This window comes from Mycolicibacterium tusciae (assembly GCF_002086795.1).
Classification (GTDB): domain Bacteria; phylum Actinomycetota; class Actinomycetes; order Mycobacteriales; family Mycobacteriaceae; genus Mycobacterium; species Mycobacterium tusciae.
In genome coordinates this window covers 127,807-153,522 of record NZ_MVIM01000013.1, presented here as the reverse complement: position 1 = coordinate 153,522, position 25,716 = coordinate 127,807, and the positions used below count along the sequence as shown (strand labels likewise).

General features: G+C 66.6%; 25 protein-coding genes. 10 read left to right on the top strand and 15 right to left on the bottom strand.

Translation table 11 applies throughout. The annotated features are described in order from the left end of the window. Window positions 1-41: 41 nt before the first annotated feature. The 9 genes from BST47_RS22040 to glf form a co-directional block, all read right to left on the bottom strand. Window positions 42-533 carry a DUF732 domain-containing protein gene (locus BST47_RS22040; protein WP_107529049.1) on the bottom strand — a complete coding sequence of 164 codons (492 nt, stop codon included), beginning with the start codon at window positions 531-533 and terminating at the stop codon, window positions 42-44. Window positions 534-615: 82 nt separating this feature from the next. Further along, window positions 616-1,500, bottom strand: coding sequence for an alpha/beta hydrolase-fold protein (locus BST47_RS22035; protein ID WP_083127802.1), 885 nt, complete (start codon window positions 1,498-1,500; stop codon window positions 616-618). A 145-nt stretch (window positions 1,501-1,645) separates the two neighbouring features. Then, a complete protein-coding gene (locus BST47_RS22030; RefSeq protein WP_083127775.1) occupies window positions 1,646-2,731 on the bottom strand; it encodes an esterase family protein in 1,086 nt (361 codons plus the stop codon). Between the two features lie 129 nt (window positions 2,732-2,860). Beyond that, entirely contained in the window at window positions 2,861-3,856 is a 996-nt protein-coding gene (locus BST47_RS22025; RefSeq protein WP_083127774.1) for an alpha/beta hydrolase, read from the bottom strand. Window positions 3,857-3,933: 77 nt separating this feature from the next. After that, the gene (gene aftB / locus BST47_RS22020; protein ID WP_207568663.1) at window positions 3,934-5,970 is read right to left on the bottom strand and encodes a terminal beta-(1->2)-arabinofuranosyltransferase; all 2,037 of its coding nucleotides are present in this window, start codon (window positions 5,968-5,970) and stop codon (window positions 3,934-3,936) included. A 37-nt stretch (window positions 5,971-6,007) separates the two neighbouring features. Then, a complete protein-coding gene (locus BST47_RS22015) occupies window positions 6,008-6,970 on the bottom strand; it encodes a decaprenyl-phosphate phosphoribosyltransferase (protein WP_234809812.1) in 963 nt (320 codons plus the stop codon). Beyond that, entirely contained in the window at window positions 6,970-7,491 is a 522-nt protein-coding gene (locus BST47_RS22010; RefSeq protein WP_083127773.1) for a phosphatase PAP2 family protein, read from the bottom strand. The genes BST47_RS22015 and BST47_RS22010 overlap by 1 nt, the downstream gene beginning before the upstream one ends. Next, window positions 7,484-9,418: a glycosyltransferase gene (locus tag BST47_RS22005; protein ID WP_083127772.1), complete on the bottom strand. Its 1,935-nt coding sequence runs from the start codon at window positions 9,416-9,418 to the stop codon at window positions 7,484-7,486. The genes BST47_RS22010 and BST47_RS22005 overlap by 8 nt, the downstream gene beginning before the upstream one ends. Then, window positions 9,415-10,632, bottom strand: coding sequence for a UDP-galactopyranose mutase (gene glf, locus BST47_RS22000; protein ID WP_107529048.1), 1,218 nt, complete (start codon window positions 10,630-10,632; stop codon window positions 9,415-9,417). The genes BST47_RS22005 and glf overlap by 4 nt, the downstream gene beginning before the upstream one ends. A gap of 161 nt (window positions 10,633-10,793) precedes the next feature. Between glf and BST47_RS21995 the strand changes: the two genes are divergently transcribed. Beyond that, on the top strand, window positions 10,794-11,735 hold the full coding sequence (locus BST47_RS21995) for a hypothetical protein (RefSeq protein WP_083127770.1): 942 nt from the start codon (window positions 10,794-10,796) through the stop codon (window positions 11,733-11,735). 164 nt (window positions 11,736-11,899) lie between these two features. Next, window positions 11,900-13,501 carry an N-acetylmuramoyl-L-alanine amidase gene (locus tag BST47_RS21990; protein WP_083127799.1) on the top strand — a complete coding sequence of 534 codons (1,602 nt, stop codon included), beginning with the start codon at window positions 11,900-11,902 and terminating at the stop codon, window positions 13,499-13,501. Between the two features lies 1 nt (window position 13,502). Here the strand turns inward: BST47_RS21990 and BST47_RS21985 are convergent, their stop codons facing one another. The 3 genes from BST47_RS21985 to BST47_RS21975 are packed head-to-tail and all read right to left on the bottom strand — an operon-like array spanning window position 13,503 to window position 15,861. Then, complete coding sequence (locus tag BST47_RS21985; RefSeq protein ID WP_083127769.1) at window positions 13,503-14,324, bottom strand: Cof-type HAD-IIB family hydrolase; 822 nt, start codon at window positions 14,322-14,324, stop codon at window positions 13,503-13,505. Further along, complete coding sequence (locus BST47_RS21980) at window positions 14,321-15,082, bottom strand: lysophospholipid acyltransferase family protein (RefSeq protein ID WP_083127768.1); 762 nt, start codon at window positions 15,080-15,082, stop codon at window positions 14,321-14,323. Before BST47_RS21980 ends, BST47_RS21985 begins: the two co-directional genes overlap by 4 nt. A gap of 5 nt (window positions 15,083-15,087) precedes the next feature. Beyond that, entirely contained in the window at window positions 15,088-15,861 is a 774-nt protein-coding gene (locus BST47_RS21975; RefSeq protein ID WP_083127767.1) for a lysophospholipid acyltransferase family protein, read from the bottom strand. Window positions 15,862-15,971: 110 nt separating this feature from the next. On the opposite strand from BST47_RS21975, the gene BST47_RS21970 reads away from it, so the two are divergent. Further along, entirely contained in the window at window positions 15,972-17,546 is a 1,575-nt protein-coding gene (locus BST47_RS21970; protein ID WP_083127766.1) for an MBL fold metallo-hydrolase, read from the top strand. Beyond that, complete coding sequence (locus tag BST47_RS21965; RefSeq protein WP_083127765.1) at window positions 17,543-17,878, top strand: hypothetical protein; 336 nt, start codon at window positions 17,543-17,545, stop codon at window positions 17,876-17,878. The genes BST47_RS21970 and BST47_RS21965 overlap by 4 nt, the downstream gene beginning before the upstream one ends. Here BST47_RS21965 and BST47_RS21960 read toward each other — a convergent pair. Next, on the bottom strand, window positions 17,875-18,999 hold the full coding sequence (locus BST47_RS21960) for an NAD(P)H-dependent amine dehydrogenase family protein (RefSeq protein WP_083127764.1): 1,125 nt from the start codon (window positions 18,997-18,999) through the stop codon (window positions 17,875-17,877). The genes BST47_RS21965 and BST47_RS21960 overlap by 4 nt on opposite strands. Window positions 19,000-19,083: 84 nt before the next feature. Between BST47_RS21960 and BST47_RS21955 the strand changes: the two genes are divergently transcribed. The 3 genes from BST47_RS21955 to BST47_RS21945 are packed head-to-tail and all read left to right on the top strand — an operon-like array spanning window position 19,084 to window position 21,682. Then, a complete protein-coding gene (locus BST47_RS21955) occupies window positions 19,084-19,947 on the top strand; it encodes an SDR family NAD(P)-dependent oxidoreductase (RefSeq protein WP_207568657.1) in 864 nt (287 codons plus the stop codon). A 19-nt stretch (window positions 19,948-19,966) separates the two neighbouring features. Further along, on the top strand, window positions 19,967-21,040 hold the full coding sequence (locus BST47_RS21950; protein ID WP_083127762.1) for an NAD(P)H-dependent amine dehydrogenase family protein: 1,074 nt from the start codon (window positions 19,967-19,969) through the stop codon (window positions 21,038-21,040). 9 nt (window positions 21,041-21,049) lie between these two features. Next, complete coding sequence (locus BST47_RS21945; RefSeq protein WP_083127761.1) at window positions 21,050-21,682, top strand: TetR/AcrR family transcriptional regulator; 633 nt, start codon at window positions 21,050-21,052, stop codon at window positions 21,680-21,682. 4 nt (window positions 21,683-21,686) lie between these two features. Here BST47_RS21945 and serS read toward each other — a convergent pair whose 3' ends face one another. Then, window positions 21,687-22,946 carry a serine--tRNA ligase gene (gene serS, locus BST47_RS21940; RefSeq protein WP_083127760.1) on the bottom strand — a complete coding sequence of 420 codons (1,260 nt, stop codon included), beginning with the start codon at window positions 22,944-22,946 and terminating at the stop codon, window positions 21,687-21,689. Between the two features lie 115 nt (window positions 22,947-23,061). On the opposite strand from serS, the gene BST47_RS21935 reads away from it, so the two are divergent. From BST47_RS21935 to BST47_RS21925, 3 genes are read left to right on the top strand one after another with little or no spacing between them, the layout of a single operon-like run. Beyond that, window positions 23,062-24,384, top strand: a complete 1,323-nt coding sequence (locus BST47_RS21935; protein ID WP_083127759.1) for a septum formation family protein — start codon at window positions 23,062-23,064, stop codon at window positions 24,382-24,384. 16 nt (window positions 24,385-24,400) lie between these two features. Further along, window positions 24,401-24,742, top strand: a complete 342-nt coding sequence (locus BST47_RS21930) for a metallopeptidase family protein (protein ID WP_207568662.1) — start codon at window positions 24,401-24,403, stop codon at window positions 24,740-24,742. Between the two features lie 59 nt (window positions 24,743-24,801). Continuing rightward, window positions 24,802-24,996, top strand: a complete 195-nt coding sequence (locus tag BST47_RS21925; RefSeq protein ID WP_083127757.1) for a hypothetical protein — start codon at window positions 24,802-24,804, stop codon at window positions 24,994-24,996. A gap of 5 nt (window positions 24,997-25,001) precedes the next feature. Here BST47_RS21925 and BST47_RS21920 read toward each other — a convergent pair whose 3' ends face one another. Further along, a complete protein-coding gene (locus tag BST47_RS21920) occupies window positions 25,002-25,688 on the bottom strand; it encodes a histidine phosphatase family protein (protein ID WP_083127756.1) in 687 nt (228 codons plus the stop codon). Window positions 25,689-25,716 lie beyond the last annotated feature (28 nt).

Below are 25,716 nucleotides of genomic sequence, written 5' to 3'. Positions count from 1 at the left end.
CTCCTCGCGTGCTATGGATTGGTGCGCGCCGTAGGCGACTACTAGCAGAGTCGCTCGGTCGCGATGCGAATGTACTCGGCGGTCGCGGTGTCGATGTCGGCCGCCGACGGCGCAGCCGACGATAGTCCGTCGCCGTCGACGTCGCCGCGCACCACCGGCCGCACGAAGTCCCACACCGCGTGGTCGTTCTGTTTTGCGGCCCTGGCCTGACAGACATAGGACCCGATCGACAGGGCGGCCAGATTGCTCGACGGCTTCACGCCGGCGTCGTTGAGCGCATCGAGATACTCGCGTTGCTTCGCCGTCACGACCACAGCGTTGGACTGACCGCCCGCCTGCAGCGGTCCCGGAGGCGCCGCGCCGGCGTCACCGTGCGCGGTTTCCGTTTCGGAGGTCGGCATTCCGATGGTGGCCATCACGTCGTTGCCCGAACACCCGGTCATCAACGCGGGGACCGACGCCACCAGCAGTGTTGTTGCTGAAGTTGCCAACCATCCGGTCGAAGCGACCCGTCGCCGTACCGAAAGCTGCACGTTTCCAAGGTACCGGCTGAAACACAGAAGAAACTGAGAGCGCAGGGCGTGCCGCGCTCGGTTGCTGCCTACCGGATACGCGCTACCTGATGGTGGCCACCAGGTCGCCGGACATCGCGGCGAGCTGACCGCTCCAGGCACCCCAGTCATTGCCGCCGCTGGCCGGGAAGTCGAAGTGGCCGTTCTTACCGCCGACCGAGCGATAGTGCTGGTAGAACTCCTTGTTCGTGCCCGCGGCGATGTCGCAGTAGCCGATCATCGCAGGCACATCGCAGCCACCGGTCGTGGGGCTGTACACCCACAGCCGGGTGTTGTTGTCCGAAAGCAGCTGCACGTGGACGTTCGGTGAATGCCATTTCCACCGGCCCAGCTGTGGCAAGCCCCACATATTGCGGATGTCGACACCGCCGAACTGCTGCAGGCCGGCGGTGATGGCGCCGTCGACGCCGGTGCGCTCAGGAGCCAGGAAACCGGACAGCGATCCCGCGAAGCGGTACCGGTCCGGGTGGAAGGTCGCCATCGCCATCGCCCCGTAGCCACCCTGGGACGCCCCGACGATTCCGTGCCCGCCGGGCGCGAGGCCCTTGTTGGCGGCCAGCCAGTTCGGCAGCTCGGTCGCCAGGAACGTCTCCCACTGCTTGCTGCCGTCCTGCTCCCAGTTGGTGTACATGCTCCAGGCGCCGCTGGCGGGTGCGGCGACCGAGATGCCCTGCCCGCCGAGGGTGGCCATCGCATTACCCGCCGTCACCCAGTTGCTGACGTCGGGGGCCGCGTTGAAGGCGTCGAGCAGGACGACGGCGTGCGGCCCGCCGCCGGAGAATGCGACGGGGATGTCGCGGCCCATTGCCGCCGACGGGACCATCAGCATTTCGACGTCGGCCTTGGCAGACGGTGCCATTGTCGTGCCGGCACCCCAGAGGCCGGCAGCCAGCACCACGGTCAACAACGTCCGGATCACGACATGCATCAACAGCCCCATTCCACGTTCGTCTCGCAGTCCCCGCGCGAGCAGTCAATCACACCTGCACGACGAGGCGCCCCGGAAATGGCCGACGGCGGCGACCCCGAAGGATCGCCGCCGCCAGTCATGTCGTTTCCGACGAAGCGGTCAATTAACCGCCGGATACAGCCGACGCCGGCTGAGCCTCAGTCGCGCCCTCGGCCGGGGCAGCGCCACCGACGGGAGTGCTCGGCTGCGGCACGGCGCCCAGCACGCGCTGGATGTCCGGCTTCATCTGGTTGAGCTGCTGACCCCAGTACTCCCAGCTGTGAGTACCGGACTCCGGGAAGTTGAACACGCCGTTCTTACCGCCCGCGGCGATGTAGTTCTCCTGGAACGTCTTGTTCGTCCGCAGGGTGAACTTCTCGAGGAACTCCGCGTTGAAGTTGTCGCCGGCCGGCATGCCGGTGCCATTGATATCGGCGGGCTTGCCGTTACCGCAGAACACCCAGATGCGGGTGCCGTTGGCGACCAGCTGACCGATGTTGACCATCGGGTCGTTGCGCTCCCAGGCATTGCCCGGATCTTCGGTCTTGCCCCACATGTCGTCGGCGTCGTAACCGCCCGCGTCGCCCATCGACATGTTGACCAGCATCGGCCACCAACCTTCGGAAAGGTTCAGGAAGCCAGAAAGCGAAGCCGCGTACTGGAACTGCTGCGGGTAGTAGATCGCCAGCGTCATCGCGGCCGAACCGGCCATCGACAGACCGACTGCCGCATTGCGGTTCGGGTTCACACCCTTGTTCGCGGCCAGGTAGGAAGGCAGCTCCTGCGTGAGGAACGTCTCCCACTTGTAGGTGGAGCAGCCCGCCTTACCGCAGGCCGGGCTGTACCAGTCGCTGTAGAAGCTGGACTGTCCGCCGACCGGCATGATCACCGCGAGGCCGGAATCGACGTACCACTCGAAGGCGGCAGTCTCGATGTCCCAGCCGTTGAAGTCGTCGCGGGCGCGAAGGCCGTCTAGCAAGTAGACGCCAGGCGCGTTCGGCCCACCGTTTTGGAACTGAACTTTGATGTCACGGCCCATCCCTGCGGACGGAACCATGAGGTACTCGACCGGCAGACCCGGACGAGAGAAAGCGCCCGCAGTCGCCGAGCCTCCGACGGCGCTGACGAGGGCGGGCAACACTGCTGCGGCCATCGCCACAGCCGCGAGCCGGCGCACCCACGCGCCACGGATTTTGCCAACGAACTTCATGCTTCATCTATCCCATCTGTCGTATGCCGCACGCGGAACTTGTCCGACGGACCCCGCCGCGTTGCTCGTGCAGTCAACCACAACTTGCTGTGGTACCTCTATTCGGCGTGTATCGTCCCTGGTCGCTCCTCAGCCTTTGAGGGTTGCGATCAGGTCTGGTTTCAGGGCTTGCAGCTGCGCTCCCCAGTACGGCCACGCGTGATTTCCCGCCGGCGGGAACTGGAAAGTGGCGTTGGCGCCCCCGGCCGCTACGTAGGCCTTTTGGAAGTCCAAATTGCTCTTGAGAGCCATTGTTTCAAGGCTATTCGCGTTGAACGACTGATTCGGATCCGCGTTCACGTCGAGCGGGGTCGTGCCGCCGGGTGCACAGTAAACCCACAGCCGCGTGCCACTGGCGACGATGCGAGAAACCTGTCTGATCGGGTCGTTGCGCTTCCAAGCGCTGTCCCACGGCGCGCCCCACATGTTGTCGACGTTGTAGCCGCCCGCGTCGAGCATCGCGACACGGATCGCCTGCTGCATGAACAGGGCCGACGGGTTCAGAAAGCCAGAAAGTGATGCGGCATAACGGAATTGCGCCGGGTGATACGCGGACAGAATCAGGGCGGGCCCACCCGACATCGACAGCCCGACGACGCCGTTGCCGGTCGGGGAGATCTGCTTGTTGGCCGCCAGCCACGACGGGAGCTCACTGGTGAGAAAGGTCTCCCATTTATAGGTGAAGGCCTGATTGTTGAAGCTCGACGGCGAATACCAGTCGGTGTAGAAGCTGGACTGCCCGCCGACCGGCATCACGGTCGCGACACCGGAGTCCAAAAACCATTCAAAAGCCGGGGTTTCGATGTCCCAGCCGTTGTAGTCGTCGCGCGCACGCATGCCGTCGAGCAGATAGACGGCCTTCGAGGGACCGGTCGTCGGCGCGCCTGTCGCGGGCTGAAACTGCACGCGGATGTTGCGGCCCATCGCCGTCGAGTACACGTCGAGGTACTCGACGGGCAGCCCCTCGCGAGAGAACGCGCCCGCGGGCGGTGTGACATTGGACACAACGGCGGCCATCGGCATCGTCAGGACCGCGGCGCCCACCGCGATCGCACGGCGAAGCCAGGTTCGCACAGGTCGTACCATCCTTCGTGAATCAAGCGCCAGTTCCAATGCGCTTGTGTATCGCCGGAGTCGCTGGTCGCGTTACCGCCGGCCCGTGGCTAGGGCCCGGTCGCGGGCATCCCGGTGTACGGCTCACGCATCGGCTCCGGCACCTCGAGCCCGCAGCGCTCCAACTCGTAGAGCGGCACCCGATCAATCCGATACTGCGTCAACGAATACGCATGCATCAGATTCGACAGGAACCGGCGCGGCCCCATCTCGCCCCTGATGGCGTTGAGCATCGCGTCGGTCGCCGGGCACTCGAGCGCGGCCTCGGCCTGCGCGATCCAGTCCTCGTCGAGGTAGGCCGGAATGAAGGGCCGGGTCTTGAGGAACGGACCCTCGGCCACCGCCCAGTCCGGGAACAGGTTCTTGTCGTGACCGATGCGGCCGTCCTCCAGACGCGCGGTGTGCGCGGCAAGCGGGTTGGCCAATCCGATCTGGTCGATCACCCGGACATCCAGTCCGACGTTCATCCCGAGCATGCCGAGATTGGTGAAAAACACTGTGTGCGGGCCGGTTCGACCCTTGACGTCCGGTGGTGCGTCCGGAGGTGGCGGGATGGCGGGCACGACGTCCCACTGGTCGTAGTTTCCGGCCGGCAGCAGTAGGGCGCCGTCGGGCGTGTTCTCGATCGCGGTCATCACCGCACGCATGCGAGGGTAATCCAGGTAGTCCGCGGCGGTCAGCGGATGCGCGTTGCCCGTGGCCTGGGCATAGAACCGACGTTCGTCGACGATGCCGCTGTAGGTCACCCGGGTCGCGTCAGGTCCCATGCCGCTCGAATTGGCCACCCACAGCGACCAGCCGACGATCGACACCCACAGCAGGCTCGTGGCCCCGACGAACAAATAGCCTGCGCCACGGGCCATTCGGCGCCCATCGGGCAGCACCAACGGAATCACCGCGATCGGTGCGAGCAGACAGAACAACGGGGTCAACAGAACTCGGCCGTGCATGAAGTCGCCGCCCTGGCGGATCCAGTAGAGCGCCTGCAACAATCCGCTGACGAGCATGAAGGCCACCACGGCCTGCGGGCTCTGCACCGTCCGCGCCAGCCATCCCTGGCCGGGCGCCGTCGTATGGCGAATACCCCACGGGCGGCCGCGCGTCACCATCACCACGGCCGCCAAGCCGATCAGCAAGATGGCGGGCGCCCACAGCAGGTAGGGATTGTTGAAGTTGGACAGGTACACGAAGCCCTGAGACCACTTGGAACCGGAGGCGTCCTTGGCCAGTGCGGTGCCGGGAAAAATCAAGCCGTAGTAGCCCATTCGGAAGATCTCGTAGGCGACGGGTACCAGACCGCCAGCGAGCACGATGAGCCCGCGGCGTCGCCAATCGCGCGCGGCGATCAGCATCATCACCAGAGCCAGCCCGCCGATCAACGCCAACTCGGGCCGAATCAGCACACTCATGCCTGCGACGAAAGCGAGTGCGCCGTCGAAGAACCCGCTGACCGAGCGTGCGTTCGACGCCGGTCCGACCGGCTGCCTGCGAATGGTCGGTGGACCGCCGCGGAACACCGGCGCCGCGTTCGCAGGACCGGGTGCGCGCAGCGCCTGCGACCAGCACACCATCATCCACCACAGCAGGCCGAGATATGCCAGCACCAGACCGTTTTCCAGCCCCGAGGTGGCGAAGTCACGGGCCGGCGGAACCGCGATATATACCAGCGCACCCGCGGGAAGCATCAACGCGCGTCGACCTCGCAGGCTCGGCGCGTACAGCCGGGCGGTGCCCAGCATGGTGAACACGACACCCAACACGCTGAGCGTCAGCGCCAGGTACAGCGCCACGTACTCCAGCTGGACAGGTCCGCCGACCCATGCGCCGACATAGATCAGATAGGTCCATACGGTCGACGTGTTCGCCTCGACACGCTCGCCGGCGTTGAACACCGGACCGTTGCCCGCCAAGAGGTTTCGCACGGTCCGCAGGACGATGAGGCCGTCGTCGGCGATCCAGCGCCGCTGCCACGCACCCCAGCCGAACAGACCCGCGACGACGATCACACTCACCCACAGGCTGATTCGCACTGTGATGTCGTAGGGAAAGGCGGGCGCGCGCGACAAGCGGTCGCCGACGCCGTCCATGACGCGGCTCGGGCCGGCGACCGAGAGACTCAACTTGTCAACTGAGGAAGATGGCGGCACCGATGGTTCCGATCCACGCCAGGGCCAGCAGCTGCAGAACCCGGTCCTTCAACGCGATTTCCTCGGGCTCACCGGCCATGCCCCCGTCGACGTCGACCGCGTACCGCAGGATCGCGATGACGAACGGGATCATCGACACCACGAACCAGGACGTGCCGCCGGTGTCGTCGCGCTCGAACGCCCACAGGCCGTAACACAGCACCAGCGCCGTCGCCGACAACGTCCACACGAAGCGCAGGTATGAACTGGTGTAGCTCTCCAGCGACTTGCGGATCTTGGCCCCGGTACGTTCGGCGAGTTGGAGTTCGGCGTAACGCTTACCCGCCGCCATGAACAGCGAACCGAAGGCCATCATCAGCAGGAACCATTGCGACAGCGGCACATCCGCGGCGACACCACCGGCGATGGCACGGATCAAAAAGCCCGACGAAACGATGCAGATGTCGATGACGGGCTGGTGCTTGAGGCCGAAGCAGTACGCGAGCTGGATCACGATGTAGATCGCGATCACCAGCGCCAGGTTCGGCGTCACCAACCAGGAGATCGCCAGCGACGCGACACCGAGCGCTACCGCCAGGGTGTAGGCCAACCACTCCGGAACGACGCCTGCGGCGATGGGGCGGAACCGCTTGGTCGGGTGCGCCCGGTCGGCCTCGACGTCCCTCGCGTCGTTCACGAGGTACACGCACGACGCGGCGAGGCTGAAGACCACGAACGCCAACAGCACCTGAACCAGGACTTCGCGGTAGTCGTAGGCGTATCGCGCGTCGCCGAGCGCGGCCACCGGTGCGGCGAACACCAGGACGTTCTTGACCCACTGCCGCGGCCGCAGTGCCTTGATGATCCCGGTGACGAGGTTGCGCGGTGGGCCCTTCTCGGGCGCCGGCTCGTGATTCACCTGCGGGGTGCTCTCTGCACTGCTCTCGCTCGAGATGCTCATCAGACTCCTTCGGCCCGCTCTGTGACCATGGTGACCGCCTTCGCGACGGCCGCCCCGACCGCCACGCCGGTCAGCACGTCACTCGGGTAGTGCACACCGAGCACCAACCGCGACAACGCCATTGGTGGCACCAGGATCGCAGGCAACGGCAGGCCGGTGGCTCGACCCAACAGGATCGACGCCGCGGTGGTCGACGTCGCGTGCGCCGAAGGGAAACTCAGCCGGCTCGGGGTGCCCACGTTGACGGAGATCGCCGGGTGGTCGGGCCGTTCGCGCCGCACGACGCGCTTGATCACCACGGCGGCCGCGTGGGCTCCGAACGCGCCCACCCCAGCGGTCAGGAATGCTTTTCGCCGTGCGGGCCGCAGCAGCGCGCCGAGCGCCGCGACCGCGAGCCACCCGATGCTGTGCTCGCCGAAGTGCGACAGGGCACGCGCGCCCGGCAGCACGCCGGGACGATCGGCGAGCGCAGACTGGACGGCCACCAGCACGGCGTCCTCGCCGTGCGGGCCTTCAGCCATCGGCCGACGGGAGCAGGACGGTCTCCCACTTCTGCTTACTCGTGAGCACGGGCAGCGCGTCGCGGTACACCCTGCGCATGCGATTGAACTTGCGGGCGAGTTCCGCCTGCCGTTTGAGCGATTCGCGAAGCAGCTCAGCGGCCTTCGCGCGATCGCGTTGCCGGAACACGACACCGCGGCCGTCGGCGGTGGTGACGGTGACGCCGTCGACCTTGCACAGCGAGAACCACCGGGCGTCCTGGGTGGCGACGTTGACCTGGGGACGACGATGGTGCTCGGGGTCGTGCGCCTTGAGCTGGTGCAGCACCCCGCGGGTCAGCCGCCACGAGATCGACAGCGGGTTGGTGGGGATCGCCACCTTCTTTCGCCACTTCTTGTCCGACGGCGTCGGCAGGGACGTGGCGCTCGGCAACACCACGGCGTCCGGGTACTCCTGGCGCATCGCGCGCACCTCGGGCAGCGCGGACTCGAGGATCGAGAAGATGTGCTCGGGCCCGGCCAGGAAGTCGTCCATCGCCTTGTTCTGAATGGCGACCGTCGAATACTCAAGGCACATCAAATGTTTGATGGTCGCCTTGAAGTGGCTGGCGATCAGTCCGCTGACATTGCCGTCCCAGTGCATGGCCGCGACCACCAGCCGGTTGCGCAGATGGAAGTACGCCTGCCAGTCGATGGCGTCGTCCTTGTCGCTCCACGCCATGTGCCAGATGGCGGCGCCGGGCAGCGTGACGGTCGGATAGCCGTGCTCGCCGGCCCGCAAGCCGTAGTCGGCGTCGTCCCACTTGATGAACAACGGCAACGGCTGGCCGAGTTCCTCGGCGACCTGGCGCGGGATCATGCACATCCACCAGCCGTTGTAGTCGACGTCGATGCGGCGGTGCAGCAGTCGGCTGCGGGGTTCGTCTTCGTCGCTGAGGGAGTACTTCGCGAAGTTGTGGTCGTACTCGGTGTTGACCGCGTTGGTCCACATGAAGTTCTCGGCGTCGACCATCTCGCCCATCACATGCAGGTGACTGGGCTCCTGCAGGTTGAGCATCTGGCCGCCGACCAGTGTCGGGACCTTCGCGAACCGGTTCAGCGCGAGCGCCCGCAGGATCGAGTCGGGCTCGACGCGGATGTCGTCGTCCATGAACAGGATCTGTTCGCAGTCGGTGTTCTTCAGCGCCTCGTACATCACCCGGCTGTATCCGCCGGAGCCGCCGAGGTTGGGCTGGTTGTGCACCGAGAGCCGGTTGCCCAGCGCGGCGGCGGCCGCCTCGAAGCCCGGATGGTCCTTGACCTTGCTGGTGCCCTGGTCGGACACGATCACCGCGCTGATCACCTTGTCCACCAACGGATCCGACGTCAGCGCGGTCAGTGCGTTGACGCAATCCGACGGGCGGTTGAAGGTCGGGATTCCGACGGCGACGTTGGCGCGTCCCGGCGCGACGTCCGGTGCGTACCAGCCCGCACCGTGCAGCGTGGAGTTGGTGTTGGTGGTGATGTCGAACCAGATCCACCCGCCGTCTTCGAACGGCGACAGGTCGATCTCGAACTCGACGGAGGCGGGAGCCCCGGAGTCACCGCTGGTGATCGGTTCACCGCCGACCGTGATCCTGGCGCCGGTCGCCTTGGAACGGTAGACGTCGACGCGGGCGCTGCCGGTGAGCTCGACGCGCAACACCACCGACTCCAGCGTCGACCAGCGCCGCCAATAGCTGGCCGGGAAGGCGTTGAAGTACGTCGCGAAGGACACCTCGGATTCCGCGCCGATCTCCAGCGTGGTGCGCGTCTGCGCATGGGCGCGACGGGCGTTGGTGTCCGACTCGTCGAGGTAGAGCTTGCGGACGTCGAGCGGTTCGCCGGGGCGCGGCAGGATGACGCGCGCCAACAGGCTGACCGCCTTGGTGTCGCCGGCGTCGAGCGCGCCGGACGGGATGTCACTCATGCGCTACTGCTTTCTGTGCCAGGTTCGGCAAGGGGCGCGCCGTCACGCAGGTGCGGCGCGAGCGTGTTGTCATACATATTCAATGCGCTGGCGATCGCCATGTGCATGTCGAGGTACTGATAGGTGCCCAGGCGTCCGCCGAACAGCACCTTCGTCGAGGCCGTCTCGGCCTTGGCCCGCGCCCGGTAGGCCGCGAGCAGCGAGCGATCGGTCTCGGTGTTGATCGGGTAGTACGGCTCGTCGTCGTCATCGGCGAAGCGCGAGAACTCCCGCATGATCACGGTCTTGTCGTCCGGATACTTCCGCTCGGGATGGAAGTGCCGGAACTCGTGGATCCGGGTGTAGGGCACGTCGAGGTCGTTGTAGTTCATGACCGGGGTGCCTTGGTAATCCCCGCAGTCGCTCAGTACCTCGAGTTCGAAATCGAGTGTGCGCCAACCCAGCCGGCCTTCTACATAGTCGAAGTACCGGTCCAGCGGGCCGGTATAGACAACCGGAGCCGACGGGGACTCTTGACGAAGCTGGTCGCGCACGTCGAACCAGTCGGTGTTCAGCCGCACCTCGATGCGGTCGTCGGCGGCCATGTTCTCCAGCCACGCGGTGTAGCCCTCGACGGGAAGGCCCTCGTAGGTGTCGTTGAAGTAGCGGTTGTCGAACGTGTAGCGCACGGGCAGCCGGGTGATGTTCGCCGCGGGCAGTTCCCTGGGGTCGGTCTGCCACTGCTTGGCGGTGTAGCCCTTGACGAACGCCTCATAGAGTGGGCGGCCGATCAGCGAGATGGCCTTCTCCTCGAGGTTCTGCGCGTCGTCGGTCTCGATCTCGGCGGCCTGCTCGGAGATCAGGCGGCGGGCCTGATCCGGCGTGAAGTACTTGCCGAAGAACTGCGACACCAGGCCCAACCCCATGGGGAACTGGTAGGCCTGCCCGTTGTGCATGGCGTAGACGCGGTGCTGGTAGCCGGTGAAGTCGGTGAACTGGCGCACGTAGTCCCACACCCGCTTGTTGGAGGTGTGGAAGAGGTGCGCGCCGTACTTGTGGATCTCGATGCCGGTCTGCGGTTCGGCTTCAGAGTAGGCGTTGCCGCCGATGTGCGGGCGGCGGTCGAGCACCAGAACACGCTTGTTCAGCTGCGATGCCACGCGCTCGGCGACCGTCAGGCCGAAGAATCCGGAACCGACGACAAGGAGATCGAAACGAGCTGTCATCGGCAGCAAGGGTATCCGACGCCCGCCGTGCGCCCGAATTGCGACCGAGTGCTCAGGTCAAGATTGGCTCACAATTCCGTATCGTCACTTCAGTCTCACCAGTCACACCAGTACCGTCGAACGCGTACGAATACCTAGCCAGACGTAGTCCATATATTGAGGAGACTTCCGTGCCGAACCGACGTCGACGCAGGCTCTCGACAGCCATGAGCGCAGTCGCCGCCCTGGCAGTCGCGAGTCCAGCCGCTGTAGTCGCCGTATCCGAATTGTCCGCGAGCATCGATCCGCAGCCCCAGAAGCGCGAGTTCGTCCAGGCCGCGACGATCACCGACCTGCCCAACGAACTGATGTCAGCGCTGTCACAGGGTCTCTCGCAGTTCGGCATCAACCTGCCGCCCATGCCCACGGGTGTGCTGACGGGTACCGGCGCGAGCGCGCCGACGACGCTGACCTCACCGGGCTTGACCTCGCCTGCCCTCACCACCCCCGGTCTCACCACGCCGGGGCTGACCACACCGGGCCTGACCACGCCGGGTCTGACCACGCCGGGGTTGACCACACCGGGGCTGACCACACCCGGTCTTGACGTCCCGAGCGCGACCGTCCCCGGTCTCACCGCGACCGGTCCGTCGTTGACCGATCCGGCGTTGGCCAACCCTTCACTGACGAGTCCGTCGCTGTCCAGCCCGGGTCTGACCAGCCCGACGGCTGACGCCGGCGGCCTGACCACGCCGGCCGCGTCGCTCACCGATCCGGCGCTGGCACCGCTCGCCACCAGCGCCCTGCCCGCCCCCGGCGAGGTGCCGATCTCGGCGCCGATCGGGCTGGATCCCGGCGCGGGCATGTACCCGATCCTGGGTGACCCCTCGCTGGCGACCATGCCGGCGAGCACCGGCGGCGGCAGCAGCGGCATCATCGGCGACCTGTCGAGCATGGCCAACCAGCTCGGCGCCGGTCAGGCGATCGACCTACTCAAGGGCATGGTGATGCCCGCGATCATGTCGGCGGCCAAGCCTGCGGGTGCCCCGGCAGTCGCAGGTGCGGCCCCCGCAGCCGCGGCTCCGGCGGCCCCGGCCGCAGCGGCGGGAGCCTCGACGGGCGCCGGCGCTTAAGACCTGTCACCGAACGGCACCGCAGAAGCCTTCCCCCGGGCTCTGCGGTGCCGTTGCGTGTGGATTCGGCGCCAATTGGTACGCGTTGGCGCGTGTCGCATCATTGGTAACAACTGACACATACGTAACATCAGTCCGTGCTGTATCGCCGCCCGCTGCCGTCGATGCTGTTCACCGCCGTTGCGGCGACGGCAGTCGTTCTCCCGATGGCGATCTACGGAATCCCCGGTGTCGGCGATGACGACCCGCAAGCCCGTGCTCCACAGCTCGCCCAGCAGCCGCTGACCGGTCTCGGCGGCGGGGAGACCATTCGCGAGATCCACCAGGCCACCCCCTTCTCGCTGGTCGCGCTGACCTCGGAAAAGGGAGGCGACCTCGCCGGCACGTCGGCCCGGATCCGCGCCAAGAAACCCGACGGCAGCTGGGGCCCCTGGTACGAGGCGGAAGCCATGGAGGGCCTCGGACCAGACAACCCGACGCCGGGCGCCCCCGACGGCACGGAACCGGTCTTCGTCGGCCGCACGACGACCGTGCAGATCGCGGTCACCCGGTCGGCGCAATCGCCGAAGCCGCCCAGGCCCGCCGACAATCGGCCCCAGCTGGGCTACGTGCCTGCCAACGTCGAGCAGCCGTTGCCCCAGAACATCAACGCCGTGCTGATCAGCCCGCCGGAGGCGCCGGTGGATACGTTGCCACGGCCTTCGGCGGTCACAGCGCCGGGATCGCCGCCACAGATCATCAACCGCGCGGGGTGGGGCGCCGACGAGGGGATGCGATGCGGAAACCCTGTGTACGACAAGGGGATCCGAGCCGGAATCGTCCACCACACCGCAGGCAGTAACGACTACGCGCCAACGGATTCGGCCGGCATCATCCGGTCGATCTACGAGTACCACACCCGCACGTTGGGCTGGTGCGACATTGCCTACAACGCGATGGTCGACAAGTACGGCCAGGTCTTCGAAGGGCGCGCGGGCGGCGTCGACAAGCCCGTCGAGGGCGCCCACACCGGTGGTTTCAACCGCGACACCTGGGGTGTGGCGATGCTGGGCAACTTCGACCAGGCGGCGCCGACACAGATCCAGTTGGAGAACACGGGCCGACTGCTCGGATGGCGCCTCGGCCTCGATCGCATCAACCCCAAGGGCACGGTGATACTCGCCTCTGCCGGCGGCTCGTTCGCCAAGTTCCCGTTCGGCGCCACCCCGACACTGCCGACCATCTTCACCCATCGCGACGTCGGCATCACCGAATGCCCGGGCAATGCTGCGTATGCCGCGATGGGCCAGATCCGGGACATCGCGGCACGCTTCAACAGGCCCCCGGGTCCGGCCGATCTCGCGGACACGCTGCGCGGCGGTGCGATCTTCATGCGCTGGGAGTCGATGGGCGGCCCCAACGGTGCTCTCGGCGCACCGCGGTCGCCGGAGGCGTCGGGGGAGGGCCCGACTCGGTACGCGAACTTCGAGCGCGGCGCGATCTACTGGTCGCCGACCAGCGGGGCCGAACCGGTCACCGGCGAGATCTACAAGGCGTGGGGCGCACTCGGCTTCGAGCGCGGCGCACTGGGCCTGCCGACGAGCGGCGAAATCCACGAGCCGCAGTGGATCGTGCAGAACTTTCAGCACGGCACGCTGAACTTCGACCGCCAGAACGGCACCGTCACCCGCGTCATCGACGGCGTTCCCACCGAACTGCCCAAGGCCGATACCGCCAAGACTCCGATTCAGCTGGAGCGGTTCACGCCGCCCATCAGCCCCGCCTGAGTCACCACCACCAGCGCTCGAGCACCCGCGCCACCCCGTCGTCGGCGTTCGTCGCGGTGACCTCGTCGGCCGCGGCGAGCGCCTCCGGATGCGCGTTGCCCATCGCGACCCCGAGCCCGGCCCATGCCAGCATCGGCACATCGTTGGGCATATCGCCGAAGGTGACCACCTCTTCGGCTGTGATACCCAATGGTTCTGCCACCTCGGCGATTCCGGTCGCCTTGCTGATACCCAGCGGCATGATCTCGATCAGCCCGTTGTTGGTCGAATAGGTGATATCGCCTTGCAGCCCAACATGTTTCGACAACACCTCAGCCATGTCCGCACTGCGTGCCCCCACCTTGCGGATGAGCAGCTTGATCGCGGGCGCACTCAGCAGGTCGTCGATCGACACCTCGGTGTTGTCGGGGTTCAGCCACGCGTGCTCGTAACCCGGTGAGCTGACGAACTGCGGGGTGGCGGCGTCGTGTGCACTGCGGCCCACCCGCTCAACGGCCAGGCCGGCGCCGGGAATGACTCGGGTCGCGATCTCGGCGAGCTCGCCGAGCAGGTCAGCGGACAGCGTGCGCGCCGACACGATGCGATCCGTTGCCGGGTCGTAGATCACAGCGCCGTTGGCGCACACCGCCATCGGCGCAAAACCCAGGGCATCGACGACCGGTGAGATCCAGCGCGGCGGACGTCCCGTCGCCAGCACGAACTGGGTTCCGGAGTCCACGGCCGCCAGAACCGCGGCGCGAGTGCGGTCGGAGATGGCGTCGACGTCGTCATCGGTGAGCAGCGTGCCGTCCACGTCGGAGGCAACCAGGCGGGGCAGGGTCACCGGCGGCTTTTCGTCTCTCGCTCTGCCCGTTTGCGCGCCCGTTCAACGAGCTCCGCTTCCTCGAGCGCCTTGGCTTCGTCCATCGTCGGCGCCGAACCACCGAGGCGGTGCGGCACCCAGTAGGCACCCGGTGGCCGCGGGTAGTTCTCCTGCACAGTGTGCAGCAGCGTGTTCATCGCCTCCCGCATCGCGGAGCTGGTTTCATCGACCGTCGCCGCGGCCTGGACATGCGGGCCGATTGCCACCGTGATCGGAATCTTCTTGCGGCCCATGTTCCGCGGGTGGTCCTTGGTCCACATACGCTGCGCACCCCACACGATCATCGGGATGATCGGCACCTGCGCGTCACGCGCCATCCGCGCGGCCCCGGACTTGAACTCCTTGAGCTCGAAACTGCGGCTGATGGTGGCCTCCGGGTAGACGGCGACGAGCTCACCGGCCCGTAGTCGTTCGACGGCCACGGCGTAGGCCTCGCCCCCGGCGCCGCGGTCCACCGGGATCGTCTTGGAGTGCTTGATCAGGAAGTTGACGACCTTGACCTGTTGCATTTCGGATTTGATCATGAATCGCAGCCGCCGGCGAACCTGGTAGGCCGCGAGCGCAGATGGATACCAATCGATATAGCTGGTGTGGTTGATCGCGACGACCGCGCCGCCGTGGGCCGGAATGTTCTCCAGCCCGAGATAGGTGATCCGTGTCCCGATCGCCCTGTTCGCCATGCTGACGGCAATCTCCAATGCGCGGAAAACCGGCTCCATGCGCGCTACCCCGGCGCTCCCGCGGGACCCCGCTGTTCACGGCGGGCCGCTTTCTGGACAGCCTCCTCGGCGTCCATCCGGTTCGCCTCGGCCAGCGTCGGCGCTCCGCCACCAAGGCGGTGCGGAACCCAGAACTCACCCGGTGGGTACGGCCCGTAGTCGTCCTGGACCCGTTCGAGCAGATGTTGCATCCGCGAATGCAGCAGCGCGGTCAGTTCGGCAGGCGGCAGCGTCGGATAGATCGGCTCCCCCACCGCCACGGCGATGGGCACCTTGGGCCGCCGCATGTTCTTGGGGTGCCCCTTGGTCCAGACGCGCTGCGCGCCCCACACGATGTGCGGGATGATCGGCACGTCGGCGGCGATCGCCATGCGCGCCGCACCGGACTTGAAGTCCTTGATCTCGAAGCTGCGGCTGATTGTGGCCTCGGGGTAGACGCCCACCAGCTCGCCTTCCTTGAGCTTGCGGCAGGCCTCGTCGAAGGACGCGGCACCGCTGTCACGGTCCACCTCGATGTGGCGCAGGCTGCGCATGATCGGGCCCGTGATCTTGTTGTCGAAGACTTCCTTCTTCGCCATGAACCGCACCTTGCGGCCGCGCTTCTGCCGGTAGGCGGGCAAGCCGGCGAACGTGAAGTCCAGGTAGCCGGTGTGGTTGATGGCGATGACCGCGCCGCCTTCGGCGGGCAGGTGCTCGACACCGGTGACGGTGAACGTCAGACCCTGAAAGCGCCAGAGCAGCCTGGCGAGTTGGATGACTGTTCCGTAAACCGGCTCCACATACGGCAGCCTAGTCGCGTGACGCGTCTCACCGAACCCGTGTATCTGCGGCACCCGTTTGCGTCCGGCTAGTCTTGATGCCGCACATGCGGTAGCGGGAAAGGGCATCAGTGCAGGTCACCAGCGTCGGACATGCAGGCTTCCGGATAGATACGAACGCCGGAAGCGTCTTGTGTGATCCGTGGGTCAACCCGGCGTACTTCGCGTCGTGGTTCCCGTTCCCCGACAACAGCCAGCTGGACTGGCGTGCCCTCGGTGACTGCGACTACCTGTACGTGTCGCATCTGCACGCCGACCACTTCGACGCGAAGAACCTGAGCGCCCACGTCAACAAGGACGCTGTGGTGCTGCTGCCCGACTTCCCGGTACCGGATTTGCGCCGCGAACTGGAAAAGCTCGGATTTCACCGGTTCTTCGAAACGACGGATTCTGTCAAGCACCGGGTCAGCGGCCCCAAGGGCGACCTCGATGTGATGATCATCTCGCTGCGCGCGCCCGCGGACGGTCCCATCGGAGACTCCGGCCTGGTGCTCGACGACGGCGAGACGGTCTGCTTCAACATGAACGACGCCCGACCGGTGGACCTCGACGTGGTGCACGCCGACTTCGGCGCCGTCGACGTCCACATGCTGCAGTACTCGGGGGCCATCTGGTACCCGATGGTCTACGACATGCCCGCCCGCGCCAAGGAGGCGTTCGGCACCCAGAAGCGGCAGCGGCAGATGGACCGGTGCCGCCAATACATCGCGCAGGTCGGGGCGACGTGGGTGATCCCGTCTGCAGGTCCGCCGTGCTTCCTCGACCCCGCGCTGCGCGACCTCAACGACGACCATGGGGACCCCGCCAACATCTTTCCCGACCAGGTGGTGTTCCTGGACCAGATGCAAGCCAACGGCCACCATGGCGGCCTGCTGATGATGCCCGGGACGACAGCAGATTTCGCTGGCGCACAGATGAATTCGCTCGTCCACCCGCTACCCGACGACGAGGTGCAGGCCATCTTCACCACCGGTAAGGCCGCCTACATCGCCGACTTCGCCGAACGGATGGCACCGGTGCTGGCCGCGGAGAAGGCCACCTGGGCGCCCGCTGCCGGCGAACCGTTGCTCGAGCCGCTGCGCGCGCTCTTCGAGCCGATCATGCTGCAGAGCGACCAGATCTGCGACGGCATCGGCTATCCGGTGGAACTGCGCCTTCGCGGTGGCGGCCACGATGAATGCGTCGTGCTGGACTTCCCGAAACGAGCGGTCCGCGAACCGATTCCGGACGAGAAGTTCCGGTACGGCTTCGCTATCGCGCCGGAACTCGTACGCACGGTGCTGCGGGACAACGAGCCCGACTGGGTCAACACCATCTTCCTGTCCACCAGGTTCACGGCGTGGCGTGTGGGTGGCTACAACGAGTACCTCTACACGTTCTTCAAGTGCCTGACCGACGAACGCATCGCCTATGCCGACGGCTGGTTCGCCGAGGCGCACGACGACACCGCGTCGATCACGTTGGACGGATGGGAGATTCAACGACGTTGTCCACACCTGAAGGCCGACCTGTCGAAGTTCGGCGTGGTCGAGGGCTCCACATTGACGTGCAACCTGCACGGTTGGCAGTGGAACCTCGAGAACGGCCGATGCCTGACGACCAAGGGACACGAACTGCGCTCGGCCCGCGAGGGGACGCAGTCGTGACAGGGCCGCACCAGTACTACGACGACGGCCTCATCCAGCTAGACCGCGAGGCGATCACCCTGCGCCGCTACCACTTCCCGTCGGGCACCTCGAAGATCATCCTGCTGCGCGATGTCCGCGGCTACAAGGCCGAATCGCTGAGCTTCCTCAACGAGCGGTTCCGGCTGTGGGGCAGTTCGAGCCTCAGTCGGTGGCTGCCGCTGGACGTCTGGCGACCGATCAAATCCACGCTAGTCACCCTCGATGTCGCCGGCGCGCGCACCAACCCGGCGTTCACACCGCAGCGGCCGACGGAGTTCCTGGCCAAGCTCGACGAACTGCTGGAACGCTAGAACGCAGGCACGCCGTCGCGGTGCGGATGCAATGCGCCGATCGCCGAGGTGAGGGGCAAATGCAACGCGTCGACAATGCCCGGCGCGGCCTCGCACACCCAGGGAATCGCGTTGACCGCGCGCATGCCGGTGGCGAGTAGTCCATGGTCGCTTGCGCTTTCGCCGTCGCGGTGACCCACTTCGAACTCACCGTCGAACGACGGCTCACCGTCGATGAGCACCCGCCAGATACCGTCGGTGGCTCCGGTTCGACCCGTCGGCCAGTCCGGTGCCAGATCGTCGGCCATCCGGTCGACATGCTCGAGGCTGACCACCTCCTCACCATCGACGACCCCGATGCACTTGGCGTACGTGGCGCCGACCGTGCCTGCCGGGATGAGACCGCACGCGGTGTGCAGATCGCGCGGGGTCGGAAGGAATTCACACGTCTCACGGATCTCGTCGAACTGGACACCGAGTGCGTCGGCGACCATCGTGATCGCCGCGCCCCAACCCCACCTCAGGACCCCCGGCTGCTTCAAACCGCCCTGATAGTCGAGCGGCTGACCGAACCCGAACAACTCGCGGACATCCCACTCGACGGGATAGTCCGAGTAGTTCGTGATCTCGATACCGCGTACCGCATACACCTTGTGCGACATCGTCATCAGCGCTATCGGGAAGAGGTCGCAGCCGAAGCCCGGTTCGATGCCCGACGAGAAGATCGAGCTGCGGCCGGCGGCTGTCGCTTCGCGGATCGGATCGAGGAAGCGCTTTGAGAGCGAGCCCTTTTCGTAGACGAGGCCGGGCAACGATGTGGTGACGACGTTGGTACCCGACGACAGGATGCGGCAGAAATCGGCGAGCGCCTCCGCCGGCCGGGGGCCGGCGGGCGCGGCGTACATCACGCAATCCACACCCGAGGCCAGCAGCGCATCGACGTCGCGGGTGGCCGTGACGCCGACCGGATCGAGGCCTGCCAACACCCCGACATCCTGGCCGTCCTTGGCCTCCGAATGCACCCACGCCCCGGCGAGTTCAAGGTTGGGCCGGTCCATGATCGTCCGGATGGCGTAGCGCCCCACCCCGCCGGTGGCCCACACCGCGACGCGGTACCTCTTGTCCGATTGCTGCTGCGCCATTGGCTTCTCCCTCGACTCGCTCTTGCACAAAAACATTACATCTGTAATGTCTTTTCGAGGTCGAAGTCGGGAATGGAGACGAAGGTGGGCGAACTCGATGGCAAGGTGGCCATTGTCACCGGGACCAGCCGCGGCGTCGGGGTGGGTATCGCGCACGAGCTGCTGCGGGCCGGCGCCACGGTAATCGGCTGCTCGCGGTCGGCGCTCGACGCGATGCCGGGCACGCAGGAGAACCCCGACTGGGCGCGGCGATCCGACCAAATGGTCTGTGACCAAGCCGATTACACGGCCATCGACGCATTCGTCCAGCGCGTGGTGGATCGCTTCGGCCGGTTGGACATCCTGGTCAACAACGCGGGTGGCACCGTACCGTCGCCGTCGGTCGACGAGGTTCCGGCGTTGGTGTCGCGTATCCAGGGCGCCCCGGCCAGCGACGACGACTACGAGCGCAGCGCTCTCTTTCACGCATTCGCCGTTCAGATGAATCTCATCAGCCCGCTTTGGTTCGCGATTCGCGCGTACCGGCAGATGAAGACCCAGGACGGAACCGGTTGCATCATCAACGTGTCCAGCGGAGCCGGCCATCCCGCGGGATCGCCGACCCTGGTGTCCTACGGGGCCGCGAAGGCGGGGCTGAACCAGATGACCCGCTCACTAGCTCAGGAGTGGGGTCCCGCGGTCCGGGTCAACTGCGTCGCCCTCGGACCGACGATCACCGAGAACTTCCGGTCGTTCGTCCTGCCCAAGGACGATCCCACCGGGGCCGAATATTTCGTCAACGTCCCGATGCGCCGTGGCGGCGAGCCGGCCGAAGTCGGACGCACCTGCGTCTTCCTCGCCTCCGGCACAGCCGATTTCGTCAACGGAACGACGATCGAGATCGACGGCGGGATGCTGCCCGGGGTGCTGTACGACGCAGGGCTCAAGACCATCACCGATCTGCTGTAAGGACGCGAGGACACCGAGAATGACACGGCGCATCATCCAGTTCTCCACCGGCAATGTGGGCGTACACGCACTGCGCACGATCATCGAACGCCCGGATCTCGAGTTGGTGGGCCTGCACGCGGCCAGCGCCGACAAGATCGGTCGGGACGCAGCGGAGCTGTGCGGGCGCGTCGAGTCGACCGGTGTGATCGCCACCGACGACATCGACGCGCTCTTGGCGCTCGGCGCCGATTGTGTGGTCTACACCTCGCAGGCCGAGACCCGTGCGGCAGAGGCGGCCGAAGACATCGCGCGCTTCCTGCGCGCCGGAACCAACGTCGTCGGATCGTCTTTCGTCTGGCTGGTCGCGCCGGAGTTCACCGACGAATGGCTGCGGCAACCTCTCGAAGAGGCTTGCCGGCAGGGCAATTCGACGCTGTACATCAACGGGATCGATCCCGGTTACTCCGGCGATACGCTCGTGTACACGGCGCTGAGCCTGGCCGGTCGCGCCGACTCGATCACCGTTCAGGAGATCTGCGACTACGCCACCTACGACGACGCCGAATTCACCGGCGTCACCTTCGGTTTCGGCACCCAACCGGAGCACCAACCGATCCTCTTCATGCCGGGCGTGCTGGAGTCGATGTGGGGAATCCAGGTGCGCAGCCTCGCCGCGGACCTCGGAGTGGAACTCGACGAGGTACGCGAACGTCACGAGAAATGGAGTACGCCCGAACCGATCTCGTGCACGATGATGGACGTCGAGGTGGGCAAGGTCGCGGCCGTGCGCTTCGGTGTCGAAGGCATCCGCAACGGCGAAGTCGTCATCACCATGGAACACGTGAACCGATTGACCGAAGTCGCCGCTCCGCACTGGGCCGTCCCGCCGGACGGTCGCCCGGGAGTCCATCGCGTTGTCGTGGAAGGCGACCCCGGTATCGAGATCAACACCCATGTCGGCCTCGGCGGGACGGACCACAACCAGGGCGGCGTGATCGCCACCGCAGCGCGACCGATCAACGCCATCGAAGCGGTGTGCCGGGCACCCGCCGGAATTCTCGCCGCTCACGACTTCCGGCCGCTGGATCACATCCGCGGTGTCATGTGGTGAGGTCTGTCCATGGCAGGTGCAGTCCAACCGCGGCGTCCCCCAGGGGGTAACCAGCTGCGCGCCGAGCGGACCCGGCAGATGGTGATCGACGAAACCGTCCGCTACATCCTCGACGAGGGCTTCGCCGCGCCCAGCGTTCGTCGCATCACCGAGCGCGCCGGGGTGACCTGGGGAGTGGTGCAGTACCACTTCGGCGATCTGAACGGACTCCTCATCGCGGTCGTCGACGAAGGTTTCCGCCAGCTCACCGAGATTCTCGCCGCGGTACCCGACACCACCGCCGACCTTGCTATCGAACAACGCACGCAGGTGGTCGTCGACGCGGCGTGGTCGGCGTTCTCGAGCCCGACGTCGATGGCGGCCATCGAGATCCTGGTCGCCACACGTTCGGGCCGCGACGATGCGGTCAACAAGCGGCTGGCGGACACCATGCGTCAGCTCACCGAACTCGGCCGACACCTCGGCGCGGGCCTGGACCCCAGGCACGCCAAGGAGATCGGCAACCACATCTGGGCATGTCTTCGGGGAATTGTTGTGGCACAGATTATTTCGTCACAGCCGCTGGATACGTCCAGGGACCGGCGCGCACTGGTCGACGTACTGACCGCCTACGTTCTGACGCACAGCGCCGAGCGGCGCTGAGACCCTACGATTTGGGCTCGAGCACTTCGGTTCCGACAAAGGGCACCAAGGCTTCTGGCACCCGCACGCTGCCGTCGGGCTGCTGGTGATTCTCCAGGATCGCCACCAGCCAGCGCGTCGTGGCCAGCGTGCCGTTGAGGGTGGCCGCGGTCTGGGGCTTGCCGTTCTCGTCGCGGTAGCGCACCGAAAGACGGCGCGCCTGAAACGTGGTGCAGTTCGACGTGGAGGTCAGCTCCCGGTACGTCTGCTGCGTCGGGACCCACGCTTCGCAGTCGAACTTGCGCGCGGCCGACGAGCCCAGATCCCCTGCAGCAATGTCGATCACGCGATATGGGACATCGATCTTCGCCAGCATCTCGCGCTCCCAGCCGAGCAGCCGCTGGTGTTCGGCCTCGGCCTCGTCCGGCTTGCAGTAGATGAAGCCCTCGACCTTGTCGAACTGGTGCACCCGGATGATGCCGCGGGTGTCCTTACCGTGGCTGCCCGCCTCGCGTCGGAAGCACGTCGACCACCCCGCGTAGCGCAGCGGGCCGTCGGACAGATCGAGAATCTCGTCGGCGTGATAACCGGCCAGGGCCACCTCCGACGTACCGACCAGGTACAGATCGTCTGCCTCCAGGCGGTAGACCTCCTCGGCGTGCGCACCGAGAAAGCCGGTGCCCGCCATGATCTCTGGGCGCACCAGCACCGGAGGCACCATCAGCGTGAAACCGTTGTCCTGGGCCAGCCGCGCGGCCAGCTGCAGCAGACCGAGCTGCAGCAGTGCTCCCGCGCCGGTCAAGAAGTAGAACCGCGCGCCGGACACCTTGGCCCCGCGCTCGAGGTCGATGAGCCCCAGCGACTCGCCGAGCTCGACATGGTCCTTCGGGTTGTCGATGGTGCGGGGTTCGCCGACGGTCTCCAGCACCACGAAGTCGTCCTCACCGCCGGCGGGGACACCGTCGATGATCACGTTCGCGATGGCCATGTGCGCCGCGGTGAACGCCGCTTCGGCCTGGCTCTGCTCGGCTTCGGCGGCCTTGACTTTGTCGGCCAGCTCCTTGGCCGCCGCCAGCAGCGCGGGCCGCTCGTCCGCCGACGCCTTGCCGACCTTCTTACTGGCCGTCTTCTGCTCGGCGCGCAGATTGTCGCCGGACGACACCGCGGACCGCCGCGCGGCATCGGCGTCGAGGAGGGCATCGACGAGGCCAGGATCTTCTCCGCGGGCGCGTTGCGATGCGCGCACCACGTCGGGGTTGTCGCGCAGCAGTTTGAGGTCGATCACGGGCGCAACACTACTTTTGGCGGCCGGTGGGGAACAGCCGAGGTCGGTGCCCCAGCCACAACCTCGTAACGTTACAACTGCATCACTTGTCACAGGGCCCGACACGCCTGTCACAATGGAGCAGATGTCTGAAGCACCCACCCTGGAATACCCGCACGATGACGAGGCAGGCCGGCCGTCGTCGCGGGCGCCTTGGTGGCGCAGCCTGCAGGCGGCCTCGACCCGCCGCGCACTGCTGCTGACCGCGCTCGGCGGCCTGCTCATCGCCGGTTTGATCACCGCGATTCCACAGACCGAAAGCTCGGGCCTGACGGCGAGCACCATTTCACTGGGGCCCCGCGGCAACGACACCTTCAAGCACGCGAAGGCCGGCGACTGCCTCAACTGGCCCGACCGCACGCCCGATGCCGCGGAGATCGTCGACTGCAAGGACGAGCACCGCTTCGAGGTCGCCGAATCGGTGGACATGCGGACGTTCCCCGGCAGCGAGTACGGGCCCGACGCGGCGCCGCCGTCGACCGCCCGGATCCAGCAGATCAGCCAGGAGCAGTGCTCGGCCGCGGTCAAGCACTACCTGGGCACCGACTTCGACCCGAACAGCCGTTTCACCATCAGCATGCTGTGGTCCGGCGACAAGGCGTGGAAGCAGTCCGGCGAGCGGCGGATGCTCTGCGGGATGCAGCTGCCCGGCCCCAACAACCAGCAGTTGGCGTTCAAGGGCAAGGTCGCCGACATCGACCAGTCGAAGGTGTGGCCGGCTGGCACGTGCCTCGGTATCGACCCGTCGACCAATCAGCCCACCGACATTCCGATCGACTGCGCAGCACCGCACGCGATGGAGGTCACCGGCGCGGTGAACCTGGCCGAGAAGTTCCCGGCCGGCCTGCCCCCCGAGTCCGAGCAGGACAGCTTCATCAAGGACGCGTGCACCCGGATGACGGACGCCTACCTGGCGCCCATCCAACTTCGCAGCACCACCCTGACCCTCATCTACAGCACGATCTCGCTGCCGACGTGGTCGGCGGGCAGCCGCCAGGTCTCGTGCAGTATCGGGGCGACCCTCGGAAACGGCGGCTGGTCAACGCTTCTCAACAGCGCCAAGGGGCCGTTGATGATCAACGGTCAGCCGCCGGTGCCGCCGCCGGACATCCCTGAGGAGCGGCTGAACTTCCCGCCGATCCCCATGCCCGACGAGCCCGAAGAGTCGTCCTCGTCTTCGTCGTCCTCCTCGTCCTCGTCGTCGTCGACCACGGACGACTCCGATTACGGCGACCAGACCCAGCACATGCCGGGCTCCGCGCAGGCCACCGAAACGCCTGCGCCGACGACGGACCCCGCCGCGCCCGGCAACACCTTCCTCAACGCGCCGCCCCCGCCGCCCGGTGCGCCACCACCGCCGCCGGTGGTACCTCCTCCGCCGCCTGCACCGGTGCCGTAGCCGCGTGACCGTGCGGATGAGCCCGCAACGGTTTGACGAGCTGGTTTCCGACGCGCTCGACCTGATCCCCCAAGAGCTGACGAAGGCGATCGACAACGTCGTCGTCCTCGTCGAGGACCGCAACGCCGACGAACCCGACCTGTTGGGGCTCTACGAGGGAGTTGCGCTGACCGAGCGGGACAGCTGGTATGCCGCGGGATCGCTACCGGACACCATCACGATCTACCGCGGTGCCCTGCTGGACTTCTGCGACACCGAGGCGGAGGTCGTCGACGAGGTGGCCGTCACCGTCATCCACGAGATCGCCCACCACTTCGGCATCGACGACGATCGTCTGCACGAACTCGGCTGGGGTTAGCCCGCCGACACGCCGCGCTGTTGGCGCATATGCGTGCGCTCGCGCGAGAAACTGGGCACATGAGCAGCCGGTGCCGTGCCTGTGTGGCTGGGGTCGAGCACTGCCATGGCACCGTCATCCACCACGCACTGGCCCGTACCGAATGCACCGAGCCGGACTGCCATACTCCTGAAGTGGTGCACGGTTTCGCGATCGACTGCGAGGCCGTCGGCTGCCCGTGCGCCCGCGACGCCTCCATCACGAAGGCGATCTGAGGCGCTCAGCCCATCGGGTCGGCCGACTCGAGTGCGTCCCGAACGGGATCGACGTCGGACTCGGGATAGAACGGCGGCAGTATCGTTCCCCACTGCACACAGCTCCATCGTCCATCGGTGATCGGCGCCAGCACCACCGCCTCCGTATTGCCCAGGTGGTGGTCGAGGGCGAAGCTGCTGTGGACGCCGGCCAGCACGGCCGAGGCCAGCCGGATCGCGGCGCCGTGACTGACCACGACGATGTCGCCGGAGAACGAATCGTCGTCGAGGTAGCGGATGCGCAACTGGGTGACGACCGGCAGGTAGCGCTCAAGCACCTGGCTGGCCGTCTCCCCGGCGGGCAGCGACAGGTCGACATGGCCCTCGTGCCATCGCTGGTAGATGCTGTTGAACTCCTCGATGGCCGCGTCGTCGTGACGATCTTCGAGGTGGCCCACTTGAACCTCGTGGATCCCCTCCAGCTCGTGGGTGTCCACGCCGAGTTCGCCGGCGATCTCACGTGCGGTCTGCGAGGCCCGCACCGCGATCGAATGCGCGATGAGGCCGGGTTTGTCGGTGAGTCCGCGCGCGAATGTCCGGGCCTGGTCGCGCCCGAGATCGGTCAGTTCCGCCCCCGGCGGCCTGGTGTCGAGCCGACGCTCGACGTTGGCGTGTGACTGTCCGTGCCGGACCAGCACCAGCCGTCCACTCACCCTTCTTCCTCCCGCACTTGGTCCTCCC

Bases quoted from the DNA above. Each gene is read 5' to 3' on its own strand.
- BST47_RS22035 (WP_083127802.1), bottom strand. From the start codon at position 1,500: ATGCATGTCGTGATCCGGACGTTGTTGACCGTGGTGCTGGCTGCCGGC.
- BST47_RS22030 (WP_083127775.1), bottom strand. From the start codon at position 2,731: ATGAAGTTCGTTGGCAAAATCCGTGGCGCGTGGGTGCGCCGGCTCGCG.
- BST47_RS22025 (WP_083127774.1), bottom strand. From the start codon at position 3,856: ATGGTACGACCTGTGCGAACCTGGCTTCGCCGTGCGATCGCGGTGGGC.
- aftB (WP_207568663.1), bottom strand. From the start codon at position 5,970: ATGGACGGCGTCGGCGACCGCTTGTCGCGCGCGCCCGCCTTTCCCTAC.
- BST47_RS22015 (WP_234809812.1), bottom strand. From the start codon at position 6,970: ATGAGCATCTCGAGCGAGAGCAGTGCAGAGAGCACCCCGCAGGTGAAT.
- BST47_RS22010 (WP_083127773.1), bottom strand. From the start codon at position 7,491: ATGGCTGAAGGCCCGCACGGCGAGGACGCCGTGCTGGTGGCCGTCCAG.
- BST47_RS22005 (WP_083127772.1), bottom strand. From the start codon at position 9,418: ATGAGTGACATCCCGTCCGGCGCGCTCGACGCCGGCGACACCAAGGCG.
- BST47_RS21990 (WP_083127799.1), top strand. From the start codon at position 11,900: ATGCTGTTCACCGCCGTTGCGGCGACGGCAGTCGTTCTCCCGATGGCG.
- BST47_RS21980 (WP_083127768.1), bottom strand. From the start codon at position 15,082: ATGGAGCCGGTTTTCCGCGCATTGGAGATTGCCGTCAGCATGGCGAAC.
- BST47_RS21960 (WP_083127764.1), bottom strand. From the start codon at position 18,999: ATGGCGCAGCAGCAATCGGACAAGAGGTACCGCGTCGCGGTGTGGGCC.
- BST47_RS21950 (WP_083127762.1), top strand. From the start codon at position 19,967: ATGACACGGCGCATCATCCAGTTCTCCACCGGCAATGTGGGCGTACAC.
- BST47_RS21945 (WP_083127761.1), top strand. From the start codon at position 21,050: ATGGCAGGTGCAGTCCAACCGCGGCGTCCCCCAGGGGGTAACCAGCTG.
- BST47_RS21935 (WP_083127759.1), top strand. From the start codon at position 23,062: ATGGAGCAGATGTCTGAAGCACCCACCCTGGAATACCCGCACGATGAC.
- BST47_RS21930 (WP_207568662.1), top strand. From the start codon at position 24,401: ATGAGCCCGCAACGGTTTGACGAGCTGGTTTCCGACGCGCTCGACCTG.
- BST47_RS21925 (WP_083127757.1), top strand. From the start codon at position 24,802: ATGAGCAGCCGGTGCCGTGCCTGTGTGGCTGGGGTCGAGCACTGCCAT.